This is a genomic window from Pseudoalteromonas sp. S16_S37 (assembly GCF_014694405.1).
Lineage (GTDB): Bacteria > Pseudomonadota > Gammaproteobacteria > Enterobacterales > Alteromonadaceae > Pseudoalteromonas.
Genome location: NZ_JAAUWV010000083.1, coordinates 1 through 12,760, shown reverse-complemented (window position 1 = coordinate 12,760; position 12,760 = coordinate 1). Strand labels below are relative to the sequence as shown.

Annotated in this window: 10 protein-coding genes; 7 read left to right on the top strand and 3 right to left on the bottom strand. The window is 42.7% G+C overall.

Features of this window, described 5'->3' with window-relative positions; translation table 11 throughout:
- The coding region (locus HC733_RS20745; RefSeq protein ID WP_190366809.1) for a transposase at nucleotides 1-173 on the bottom strand (173 nt) is incomplete at its 3' end.
- Nucleotides 174-976: 803 nt separating this feature from the next.
- Between HC733_RS20745 and HC733_RS20740 the strand changes: the two genes are divergently transcribed.
- Complete coding sequence (locus HC733_RS20740) at nucleotides 977-1,657, top strand: DUF4386 domain-containing protein (protein ID WP_190366887.1); 681 nt, start codon at nucleotides 977-979, stop codon at nucleotides 1,655-1,657.
- A gap of 42 nt (nucleotides 1,658-1,699) precedes the next feature.
- Here HC733_RS20740 and HC733_RS20735 read toward each other — a convergent pair whose 3' ends face one another.
- Together HC733_RS20735 and HC733_RS20730 are read right to left on the bottom strand one after the other, a co-directional pair.
- Entirely contained in the window at nucleotides 1,700-1,951 is a 252-nt protein-coding gene (locus HC733_RS20735) for an SDR family oxidoreductase (RefSeq protein ID WP_238937646.1), read from the bottom strand.
- Between the two features lie 21 nt (nucleotides 1,952-1,972).
- Nucleotides 1,973-3,343, bottom strand: coding sequence for a hypothetical protein (locus tag HC733_RS20730; RefSeq protein WP_190366885.1), 1,371 nt, complete (start codon nucleotides 3,341-3,343; stop codon nucleotides 1,973-1,975).
- A 166-nt stretch (nucleotides 3,344-3,509) separates the two neighbouring features.
- Here HC733_RS20730 and HC733_RS20725 point away from each other — a divergent pair, with 166 nt between their 5' ends.
- From HC733_RS20725 to HC733_RS20700, 6 genes are all read left to right on the top strand, one after another.
- Nucleotides 3,510-3,872: a HopJ type III effector protein gene (locus HC733_RS20725; RefSeq protein ID WP_190366884.1), complete on the top strand. Its 363-nt coding sequence runs from the start codon at nucleotides 3,510-3,512 to the stop codon at nucleotides 3,870-3,872.
- Between the two features lie 563 nt (nucleotides 3,873-4,435).
- Entirely contained in the window at nucleotides 4,436-6,892 is a 2,457-nt protein-coding gene (locus HC733_RS20720) for a hypothetical protein (RefSeq protein ID WP_190366883.1), read from the top strand.
- Nucleotides 6,893-6,927: 35 nt separating this feature from the next.
- Entirely contained in the window at nucleotides 6,928-8,001 is a 1,074-nt protein-coding gene (locus HC733_RS20715) for an NAD(P)/FAD-dependent oxidoreductase (protein WP_190366882.1), read from the top strand.
- Nucleotides 8,002-8,214: 213 nt separating this feature from the next.
- On the top strand, nucleotides 8,215-10,716 hold the full coding sequence (locus tag HC733_RS20710; protein WP_190366881.1) for a penicillin acylase family protein: 2,502 nt from the start codon (nucleotides 8,215-8,217) through the stop codon (nucleotides 10,714-10,716).
- Nucleotides 10,717-10,995: 279 nt separating this feature from the next.
- The gene (locus HC733_RS20705; protein ID WP_190366880.1) at nucleotides 10,996-12,198 is read left to right on the top strand and encodes a serine hydrolase domain-containing protein; all 1,203 of its coding nucleotides are present in this window, start codon (nucleotides 10,996-10,998) and stop codon (nucleotides 12,196-12,198) included.
- Nucleotides 12,199-12,424: 226 nt separating this feature from the next.
- Nucleotides 12,425-12,646: a hypothetical protein gene (locus HC733_RS20700; RefSeq protein ID WP_190366879.1), complete on the top strand. Its 222-nt coding sequence runs from the start codon at nucleotides 12,425-12,427 to the stop codon at nucleotides 12,644-12,646.
- Nucleotides 12,647-12,760: the final 114 nt, after the last annotated feature.

The following is a 12,760-nucleotide window of genomic DNA, read 5'->3' as shown; positions in this document are numbered from 1 at the left end:
AAGCTTGTTCCAGATTGCTCTGCTTCAAACTTGGCTTTCCAGTTGTATAGTAACTTATCAGTGATCCCCAAGGATGCTGCTGCCTTCGCAACGCTATAACCTTGTTCAGTGACCAATGCCACTGCTTCTTGCTTAAACTCTGCCGGATAACTTCTATTTGTTCTTTTTGTCATTTTACACCTCGATATTTGGATTATATTCCATTATCAAAGTGTCCTGTATGATTAGAGCAGATCACTGTTCGATACCCTAAAGCAAACGGTAGTTGGTATTGGAGTTATTTGAAAGGGAGCTGGAACTTAAGCAGTGGCCGCTATTACCATGATGGCTATTACAACGAGCTATCAGACCATTACCCTGTACAGGTTAACTTTGAGTTTAAATAACCACGAACTTAAATGAAAAAGCACACTAAGTAATAGGTGTGCTTTGATTGTAGTTGTGATTACCAACCCCTTAGAATGAAGCGACTGAATTTATGGGCGCTATCGACCTCGCATTTATATAAGCGGTGATTTACTTACCGCAAGATACATGACTAATAGCACCGATGGTGGGATAAGCACGATAGCCAGTTTGGTAAAAGGGCCATGATCGAGTGCTAGCCAATTGATTATCTCTTTAGTGCTTGCATATGCACGGCTTCAATTATTTGGTATTTAGAATGATGAAGTAGCGAGGTTCACGATGTAAAAGTATGTTTGCATAGGCACTAAAGTTTAAAAGCAGTGTAGCACTGGAGCTTTATTATCCAAAAAGCCATGGATATTACTGGTTTTATGTTGTTGATTATTAAGCTTTTAATTTTTCATGTTTGTAATTTACTAAAAAAAGTATGAATAAAATGTTCGAATAGGCCCATTTGGACGACAGCACAGCCGCGCTGCTAGACAATTGACTTATCTCAAGACAGATAAGCACTGCTCAGTAAGCAAGTGTGCAGTGATAAAAACGATAACTTTAAGGAGCTTTTATTATGTCTAATCAACTTGCAGCGCGAATAGTCGCGATACTTTTTTTAATCTCAACAAGCTCGTATACAATTGCAGACTCGTTGAGCCATGGTTTTTTAATAGCACCAGACTTTCTAAACCAAGTGGCTCAAAACAGATTTCTAGTATCTTTAAGTGCACTACTTGAGTTTGTGAATTGTGCTGCGGTGGTTGGTATCTCCGTGGTTCTTTACCCCATTATTAAACAATACAATGAGCGGGTTGCGATTGGTTATTTGTCAGGTCGTTTGATTGAAGCGGCTGCTCTACTTCCTGCCGCGGTTATTCTATTGACGCTCACGACTATGGGTGAAAAAATGCTAGCGGGTTCTCTTGCACAAACTGAGCAGCTTTATGTTATGGCTACGGCTTTAAAGGCTGAACGTTTCACTACCTTTTCAATGGGCATGCTATCACTATCTATTGCTGGCTTTTTCCTTAACATAACGCTGTTTAAATATCGTATGGTTCCACGCTTGTTATCTGTCTTAGGGCTAATCGGTTATGCAATGTTGCTAATGAAAGTAATTTTTGGCTTCTTAGGTGTTAAGTTTGCTGGTGTTTGGATGTATATACCGGGTGGGCTTTTTGAGTTTTTATTACCTATGTGGCTACTATTTAAAGGGTTTGATTTAAGTCATAAGCCTCAAACTCAAGTTAACTAAATGTCAGGCTTTGCACTTTAATTAGGTGCAAAGCCTTTTTGTTTACCACCTTAATGACAAACCACCATCTACGACGATAGTTTGACCAACAATGTAGCTGCTTGAGTCTGACGCGAGCCACGCAATCACCTCAGCTATCTCGCTTGGCTCTGCGAATCTTTTTGCTGGAATATCTTGTGGTGACAAAAGCTTATGTTCTTTGGTTTTGCTCCTATCTTGGTTTAATATCCGAGGCGTATTCGTGACACTAGGTGCAACAGAATTCACTCTGATCCCGTGGCCAATGACTTCCAGCGCTACCGACTTTCTTCAGTTCTATTTATTCGGTTCTTCGTTCATCAGCTCGATCGCAACAATTTCTGAGCGGTTCATGGTGAGTTTGTAACGTTCTAACTGTACTTCTTGATTGCTGGTAAAACGCAGCACCAGATTAATTTGATAGCGACGCTCTACCGACCTTTTTGATACCTTTTGCCCATCTAAGGTGTAGAGTTTGCCTGCGCCTTTTTTAAGATAACGAACAAATGACGCCATATTAAAGGTGATACGTTGTTGTAATTCGTCATATCCGGGTAAAAATTCACTAAGATTAACGTGGTTTTTACTGCAAAAGTGCATCAAGTTGGCGGCTTGTTTGTTTTGTTGCCGCCTTTGTCTAAGTAACTGAATGACTTCTTTGGGTAGGTCTCTTTTACGAATATGTTCAAGCCAGATAGTTTGCGTACAAACAATATCGTCGCTCACTGAGCTTTTAAATTTATTTCGCCACTTTGGACGTCCCCTTTGCATAATTCGCCAGGCCCATTGGGTTAAGTCCTCTTTGAAGGTTTCTCTAAGGCCGTAGATAACTCCCAATAGTGCGATAAGAGCCAATGTGACTTCTTGAAAGTTTGAGCGGGCATTGAGTACGATAAACATTACAAAGGCCATGATCACGCCCGTTACAAGCCCTTTAACCACACGCTTTAAATTCAGCGTAAGGTCAACGGTTTGCTTATTAAATACTACCCCATATTCAATCAGTCGTTCGAGCAATTTCATTTTATTGGTGATGCGATTGGGATCGTCTAAAGTCACCTGCGAATTATAGGACTGCTCGGCACGATATTGGTTTTCTTGCTGGCAGAAGTCGATAATAATGGCGCGCTCTTCGCTAAAGTCGCTCGATTTAGGGCCGTTTGCCAAAAGTTTTAAAAATGCTTGCTCTGTGTGCCAGCTCAGGTAATTGTCGGCATTTTGAAAGTAGGATTTGAGTTTATTATCAGGCGGCGTATAACGTCTTAGCTTTTTAAGTAAGCCTTGTATTTGCTCGACTAACAGTGTTGCCTCAGGGAAAAACACATCGGCTTCTTTGAGCTGTAATACGGCTTTCACATCGGCATCTAAGGCGATTCTGATTTGGTAGCAAAATAGATTTAAATTAAGGCGGTAGCCTGTTTTTTGCCCTTTGTTTTGACTGATGAAACGGCTTTGTACAAGTGGTAAGTGCAATTGTTCGGAGTAGTAAGCGCAGTGGCTTTTTATGTTGGCATTAAAAAAATCAACTTCGTTAAGGGTTGTTTCATCAATACCCATATCAGTAGGTATCGAAAAATATAGGTCGAGTTGGCTAGTCTCTTTTGGCAGCAGCTGATATTGAACTATAAAAGATAAATTTTCATCTTGGTTTAGGGTTGCTCTGCTCACTCTTAGTTACTACTCCCTGAATTATATGCTTTTTTAAGTTTAGCACAGCGGGTTATATTACAGGAGGTCAATTCATTGCAAATGCTCAGTACACAGGTCAGAGTTGAAAAAGATTATGCTGAGTTCCTAAAAGTGATAATGTGATGTTTTCAATGTAGGTGACGATATGACAAACAGAGCAAATTTAGAGATTGAGCGTTTTCTTACCCAACAAAATGAAGATGGACAAAACATAGAATTTGAACAGACCATAGCGCTTATTGAGCGTCACTATCACTTCACCCCAGTCGCCTTTACAAATGGTGAGCAACACAATGAAGCGGGCACTAATCTTGGGTCTTGTAAAATACTGGCGTTTGCGCAGTTAAATCAGCTGAGCGAGCAAGCAACGCTGCATTGTTTTGGCCGATTTTATCGCCAAGATGTATTGCTAAACCCAAATGGTGACGATCACGGCAATATTCGAAACTTTATTAAGTTTGGTTGGCAGGGCGTGTCATTTGCGCAACCAGCACTTAAAGCGGTTTAAAAGCAGTCCCACCACGGTGCAATTGAAATGGATAAATTAGCGTCAAAAAGTAAATTACTAAATAGTAAACCAACAGAAACCTCTCTCGATGTTACCTACTCTAGGGATGAAGAATAGCTGCTGCGCTCTTTTCAAAGCAACCTGATGCTGATAAATCTTGTTTTTCTGCTATACCTATTCTTTATGTTTTAAAGCGCTGTGTTGGTTAAGTGCCACTCGTTTAAGGTGATGAGATTCTGAAACAAGTTCAGAATGACGAAATGACGAAATGACGATATGGGTTCAGAATGTCATTATGGGTTTAGAATGATGAAACCAACTTGTAAGACAGCGTTACCCTGAGATAAACATTTTGTCTTCCGAACGAAGGTCAGGATCTCTTAGGCGTAAATACTGGTTAGCTCATTAATAGGCTATCCAATGTGTGTGGCTAGATTAACGTTCAGTTAATTATGCAGTTGGCCAAAGTAGTTAAATGCTAATTCTTAAGCATGCTTTGGGTTGTAGGAGTTGGCATAAGTTTACTAATCAATGTATTCCAACGATAACAAGGACTGACTGTTATGACATTAATTCAAAAAGTAAAAAATGCACTTGTTAGATTATGTACGGCCGATCGAGGTTGGCTCGAGTTATTTAATCACCACGGTGCGCAGTTTGACCTCAGTACGCTTGAGCAACTGAGCGATAACGATTTGAAAAACAAACTCTTAAACCAAACACTAAATATTGATACGTTAATGCCTGGGTTTGGTGATTTTCACCCTCAAGGAAAGCATTTGATCACGCCAGCAAAACCCGCTGAGAGCTTGCTGTATCATGCTTTGGCCAGTGCCAATGTATTAACCAAGCCAGACGGTTTTGAGCTACAAGCATTTCCAAGTCGATTAGAAATCGAAGCGGTTGAAAACTTTGTATTTGCAGCTGAAGAAGCGACATTAGACTCGATTGTGCAGCATGCTAGAAGTGTGATGGGCTTTCCTGATAACACTGAGATAGAAATAGCGATATGTAGCTTTAGTGCAGAGTATCGTGTGGCGCAAGCGACAGTGCATGGCACGCATGCCGATATGTGCTTCTCTCGCACAGGTATTGCAAGGGTTGGGACACAGGCTGCGGTTTATTCACCTCAGCTGCGCGGTTACAGTGTGTTTGAGCAAGGCGATGATAGCCATCAGATCCGCGTTTTACCTTGCCATTTTTCTCCTTATATTGCTGCGCGCTTTAAAGGTCGACAAGACCGTTTTGGGCCCGTAGCAGCCTTTAATGACCGTGTTAACGATTCACATAACGAGTTTTGGGTGCCGCTACATAAATTGTTTAGTGGCAACGAGTGTATTCATGGCATGACGTTGAACGTTGAGCAACATGTGAGCTTGTATAACCAAAAGTTAGAAAAATTTGCACAGCTGCTTAATCGAGAAGGATTTTCAGATGTGCAGCCAGCAGAGTTAGAGCAAGCTCCGTATCGAGTTACCGACTTGCTTGCTAACTGGGGAGATGTTGACTCTTTTGGTAATGGTGTACTGGTACCTGTAGCACACCCACTGGTGAGTGCCGCAAGCAACGATGATGGGCTAGTTGCATTCGAAGCGCCAAAGATGACCTCAGGCGGTATTTTTTATGACTCGTTTGCACCGAGTTTAGCGATGCAAAGTGATGGGGGCGCTCGCCCTTGGCCTGAATATGCGCATGTTAGAGAGCAAGTTAACAGCGATGGCAGTGTCACCAGCTTAACAGACAACCCAGATGTGATTGATATCACCAAGCAAGGCGGATACCAAGCACTACATTACTTGGATTATGCCGCGGATGGCTTTGTAACACCCAAGGTGACAACGGGTACCGGCGCACCGTTATCATTTGCAGGGAGTGTGCTTGAGAGTGTCAGTGCTTATAGTTTGGTATCTGCACCTGATTTCTTCCCTAAAGTAAGGCAGAGATTTGTATATAGCTGGTGGAAAAACGACATACCAAACTTGGCAAGCAGTGGAAAGTTGCCGCAGTGGTGGCAGTGGTTAGTAGATAATGGCTATTGGGATAACGTATGGCGTGCAGAGCCTCTGCCGCTCTCTGATATCCGTGTTGCTGCAAATTTACAGCTGCCGGATAGTCCATTTGCACCAGAGGATAAAACAGTGTCGGCTATTGTCTGTATACCGCAATTGCAAGTTACAGAGGTAAATGCGAACAGTGATATTAAAAAGATGGCTCACCCCAAGCGGAACACTTATTTACCTGACGGTGCAGCGGGTATCTTTGCACCTGGCTGGGACACAAGCTTTGATAAATTAACTAATGCACAAGGTAGCGTTAATCATCTTGCTGCTTATGGTTTGGGTAGCCCATTTCCTGAAGATGCCAAGTTGTGCGCGGCATTAAGTACATTTTGGCCAGCAGCGGCGCCAGATACCACACGCACTTTCTTTAGTGTGCCTTTTAGTGCTGGTAGTGTTGTGCCGCTTACCGATGACGAAAGTGGTACTGGTCAAGGTGCTTCATGGGATGGCTTAAAGGGTCCTCACTATGTTGATCGCAATGCGGAGCACAGCATTGTGCAATACCCTGATTACCCCAGAGCTGATTACACACGTAACGCATTAGATGGGCTCTTTTCGATTGAGCAAACCAGCAAAATAACGTTAGAAGAATATAAGCGCCGTATCGTGGTTATGCTCAGAGCCTATCGTGCTATCGATATGTTAGATAGTAAGAACTCAGCACATATTGTGTCTTTTAAGCAGGTAAACCTAGGTATTGAGGAGCTTGAACAAGCGCAAGAAAGGACAGGGGTTGAACTAAGTGGGCCAATTTATCGCCTAGAAGGTTTTAATGATCAGTTTAATCAACAATCAAATGTGTCACATCCAATCCCGACCGATGCAACTAAACACTATGCCCGTTATCAAGTGGGAGTAAGCTGGGTGGTGTTTGTTGGCGCAGGTGACAATGTGCTGGTGCGATTTATATTAGGCGATGGCTCTGTACAGCGCAGCAACTGGGTTATCCGTGATGTGTAATGGCAACACGGCTGCATTTATCAAGGCTCGTTAATATGTCACACCTTGATGTACTGGTAATAGGTGGCGGCCCCGCAGGGAGTGCTGCAGCCATTACGGCACGACAAGGTGGCCTAAATGTGACCTTGATAGAAGCCCAAAGCTTCCCTCGGTATAGGCCGGGGGAATCGTTGCATCCTGGTATTCAACCACTGCTTAAACAATTGGGTATAGAGCAACAGATATTAGCAGCTAACTATTTGCGCTATAGCGGGCAATGGAACTGGCACAGAGGCTATAACTCTTTTGAACCATTTGGTGAAGATAAACACGGACCGTGGCTTGGTTTTCAGATCCCAAGAGAGGAGCTGGACTCATGTTTACTGAACCAAGCCAAGTTACTTGGCGTAAAAGTTTTACAGCCTTGTAAAGCATTACAAGTGCTAACAGATAATGACGAAGTAGTGGGAGTATCAACAAGCCAAGGTGATATCTACGCAAAGTATGTGATTGACGCATCTGGGCACCGACATTGGCTAACTAAGCAATTAAATAGCGCGCTTGAATATCACAGCGCACCACTGTATGCCAGATATGGCTACGCGAAAATTGCTAAGCCGAGCGATGTATTGGCTCAACCACAGTTCAAAGTGTTAGAGAATGAATGGCAGTGGCATGCGCAAGTTAGTAAAGACACAATTCACTGGACGCGTCTTTATTTCGATAGTTTGATGTTTAATACGGAGCAAAAAGCTGCACGTCGGCAGCTGCATAAAAGATTGCATCACGATATTACCTCACCTCCAAAGGTGTTGGCACACTTATCAAAAGTTGGGCTAAGCAAAGGCGCAGATGTAAGCTGGAGAAAAGCAAAAATGCTAGCTAGCAACAGTTACTATGTTGTTGGCGATGCCGCTTTTGTGTTGGACCCCGCGTCTTCACATGGTGTACTTAAGGCTGTGATGTCAGGTATTTATGCTGCTAATTTGGTAACGCAAGTGGTTCATCATCGTTTACCGCGTCAAAGTGCAGCACCAATCTACAATGATTGGCTCACAACTTGGTTTTTGGAAGATGCACAAAAATTGAAATCTTTTTACCACCAATCTCTGACCGATCCCATCATGTAAGTATTATTAAATAAACCCTACAGACCTCCTTTTGTGCCACGTGCACAGTGCTAACTCCACATCCTTGTACCTACTTTGGTTGAATATGTTGGTTAAATAAAAATCAGTAATATGAAAATTTTAATTTCATAAATCAGATGTAACCTAAATTGGTACGTCAAATGAGGACCTATTTTTTTAACCACAAACATTCTCGTTAAGGAGAAACACAAAGTGAAACAACCTATCTTTAAAGGGGGCTCCCGAAGGGTATCCCAAACGGCTTCCGGAACGGCTTCTCACAGACGCGTTGCCAAAATTGCTGCGTCTATGTTAGTTGGCTTATTGCCATTTATGCTCAAAGCTGATGAGCCATCAGTTAAAACAACAGAGCTAACCGCTGCGCAACTGAGCAAGCCCGCAACCATTCAAATTGACAAATATGGCATCGCTCATATCAGTGCAAGCAGTGATGATGATGTGTATTTTGCGCAAGGGTTTAACATCGCCAGAGAACGCTTGTGGCAAATAGACTTGTGGCGAAGAAAGGGCTTAGGCCTTTTGTCACAAGCATTTGGGCCAGCCTTTATCGAGCAAGATAAAGCAAGCCGATTGTTTTTATTTCGTGGCGATATGGATCACGAACGCTGGCAGTATGGTTACCATGCCGCATCAGCACTAGAGCATTTTGTTGCAGGTATTAACCATTATATTGATTTAATTAGCGAAGGTAGTGTCCCTTTACCTAGTGAATTTACTTTACTTGGCTATCAGCCGTTAAAATGGCACGCGGATGATATTTTAAAAATTCGCAGCCACGGATTAAGTCGTAATGTTAATAGTGAAGTAACACGGGCTAAATTGATCCGAGACTTCTCGCTTGAATTAGATGCACTGCGCGTTAAGCTTGAACCACAACACACCACAAGTGTCCCTAAAGGCGCAAGCTACGATACCTTACCGAATGATGTGCTTAAGCTGTATACCTTGGCAACGTCGGGGGTGCGATTTTCTGATGAGCAAATTGAAGCCGCATCGAAAACCTTAGCCAATATACAACAAGGCAAAAGTTTACTGCAGCAAGTTGAGAGTGAAGCATTGGCTGCTAGTGCACAGCGACAATTGGGCAGTAATAACTGGGCAATTTCGCCTTCTAAAACGGCAACGGGTCGTCCAATACTGGCCTCTGATCCACACCGTGTGAATACGGTGCCATCAGGGCGTTATGCGGTACATTTAAAATCCGATACTATGAACGTGATTGGCGCAGGTGAGCCATATATCCCAGGTGTTTCATTGGGCCATAACGGCCACATAGCATTTGGTTTTACGGTATTTTCTGCCGACCAAGAGGATTTGTATTTCTACGATGTTAACCCAAGTGATGGCCAAGCTTATAAATACCATCATTACTGGCAACCAGTAGATACCATAACTGAGTCTATCCCGGTAAAAGGGCAGGCTGATGAGGTTGTAACGTTAGAGTTTACGGTACATGGGCCAGTTATTTATCGCGATGATACCAACAAAAAATTGTATGCCATTCGAGCTGCTTGGTTAGAGCCCGGCATGGTGCCTTACCTTGCAAGTTTAGAGTATCAAAAGGCGCAAAGCTGGTGGGAATATCGCTTTGCATTGTCGGCGTTTAAAAACCCATCAGAAAACCATGTGTACGCGGATACTCGTGGGAACATTGCGCTCAAAACAGCGGGCTATGTACCTTATCGTGACAATTGGGATGGGTTATTACCAGTGCCAGGCAATGGCGAGTATGAGTGGTTTTGGCGACTGCCTATCGACTTTTTACCCTATCAGCATAATCCATCAAAAGGCTGGGTTGCTTCAGCAAACGAAATGAACTTTTCCAGTAGTATGCCATTTCATATTGGCTATGAGTGGGCGGGGGATTATCGTTATCGTCGTATCGCAGAGGTACTAGAGAGTAGCAATGATCACAGTATTGCTAAGAGCTTAGCGCTGCAGGCTGATACTTTGTCGCTGCCAGCTAAAGAATTGGTGGCGGCCATTCCACTTGCCAAAATTACCAATCCGATTGCACAACAATTACTTATAAACTTGCAACTGTGGGATAAGCACATGAGTCGCTCATCAACACAAGCAAACTTTTTTAGTAAATGGTGGCATCGCTATTTACGCCCAACGATTGTTAGCACGCTTGCGCCAAACGAGGCATTTCCTTATCTAGCAGATTTGTCTAGCTTTGGGGATCAAGCGGTGTTGCTTGATATGGTTGCAGCGGCCTTTAACAGCGACAATGTAACTGCTCAGGAGCAGATGGTAAGTTTGATAACCAATACACTATTGGCATGTGCGTCAGATTCAGCAAACTTAACCACCCCTTGGGGGCAAAGCCATACGGCTAGATTAGTGCATCCACTCACACCATTGTTACCTGAGGCATATCATAGTTACTTTAACCCTTGGCAAGACCTGCAAAGAGGCGGCTCAATGGATACGGTTAACGCTAATTGGCATGCGTATAACTTAACGAAAGACTTTTCTACCGTTGCAGGTACTACTTGGCGTATGGTGATTGATGTAGGTCAGTGGGATAACTCAAGAGTAATGAATGCGCCGGGGCAATCGGGCGACCCAAGCAGCCCTTTTTATCAAAACCTTGCACAGCAATGGGCAGCAGATGAGAGCATCCCATTGTTTTATTCCAGCAAGTTAATTAACGACAATACGGTAGAGCAAATTAAGCTTATGCCATAGGTTAGAATGACAGGTAGCAAGCACCTAGCAGCGGGTATTTTAACACTGTTGCAAGGTGCTTTTTTGTGACCGCTTCATCAAATCATATCTTTAAATTTAATGACCTCATAGTTTGGCGAAATACGTTAGTACCAGAAGTAACGCGCATAAATGTACTCACTTGGAAAGTAACGAGTGTGATATAGGGAAAGTTGTTTACAAGTGGTACGATTACTGTGGACGCTATTTGCCGATTTTATCAGGCCTGAAACACCAAATAATGACTTTAAGGAAATATTTTTGAGAAAGGGAATAACCATTATTACTTGGCTAGTTTTGTCGATGTTATGGCAATTAGCTGTGAGTGCTCAAGCGAGTACCAAGCAAAACTATCAAGCCATATATCAACCTATGCTAGATGAGCTGGTATCAGAGTATATACCCGGAGCTGTACTTTATGTTGAATCGCAGCAAGGGTATTTTTTAGGGAGCGCTGGGTTCCAAGACTTAGAAAAGAACCTACCGATGATAACCGAGGTGGTGATCCCCAATGGTAGTGCTGGGAAAAAACTCACAGCACTGTTGGTTGCTATGCTCAACCAGCAAGGAATATTAGAGCTAGATGCACCAATCAGCCGTTATTTAGACAAAAAACTACTTACTCAGATCCAACACTCAGACAAAATGACCTTGAGGCAATTGCTTAATCATACCAGTGGCATTATTGAATATAATGACGTGGGTGACTATGCATTTTTTAAAGCCCAGTATGCTAAGCAAAAGGAAGTGACCAGCGATGAATTTCCATTGAGTTTTGCGCTAAACCAAGAAGCGGATTTTAAACCCGCTGAGCGGTTTTCTTATTCAAATACGGGTTATGCACTGACAGGTGTTATTCTAGAGAGCGTGCTAAAGGCCCATCCTGCAAGCGCAATTAGAAACCAGATTTTAACGCCGCTGGGTATGACATCAAGCTACTCAAAAGGGGTTGAAACACATCAACCAGACCTTGCTTCAGGCTTTTTTATTAATGATGAAGACCCTGACTTTCCGACACCGATGAATACCTGGATAGATATGAAACAAATCATTGGTACAACAGCCACATCTGATGCGCCTTTGGCATCCAATGTTGTCGATATGGCCAAATTACTCAGGGCAATTGTGCGCAGTAATAAGGTGGTCAGTGAGCGCGTAAGAGAGCAGATGATAGGCGAGCAGCATTTGGTCGCTGCATCTGGTCCGCGCTTTTATCGAGGGTCTAAATTTCGCTATGGTCTAGGTGTATGGGTTGAAGAAATAGCGGGTAATACGTTTTATCACCATGGCGGCACTGAATTTGGTTATTACACCCAAAATATCTATATTCCTAAGGGCGATGTGAGTATTACTGCATTTGTGAACTGTGGGGTAAACGCGCGCTGCGAATCTGCATTTCAAGATTTTACCTTTGAAGTAGTCGATTCATTTTTACATATTATACCAATTACATTAAATAAGTGATCAGATATTACGACAGATAAATGGCTTAGAAACAAGGTAAATATTTCGCTATGTAGTTATTCTACATGAGAAATATTTAACGCAGTTAATGAGTCATTTAGCTCGCTAGAATGATCAATGTATTAATAAAATTGGTATTAGGTAATTTAGTGCCTAATAACCCCGTTGAGATACTCTAGTTATGCTAGGGGTAAAGCAAAATTTTGTTTACAAATAAAGAGTCGCTATGAGTGTTGCAATCTTTCCCACTATTGTTTTTTCTGCCAAGTTAGGTGTTGCTGGGTTGGCAATTGCCCAAAGCGTTTTTGGTCACAAAGACGTGCAGAAGTATCGTTACTTTTTAGTGGCTGTGCTGGTGTTATTTGCAATACATGCCCTTGGTGATTTAATGATAGTCTCTGGAGGCTATCGTTATGTGCCTAACCTTGTGGGATTGCAATTACCCTGAGGGATCCCCATAAATAATCATTTAAATTCAAACACATCACTAACATCCAAATTTTGCCAATTCAAGTCAGTGATGGTTTTCTTAAAATGCCGGAGCCCCGCCATATAGTCTTGC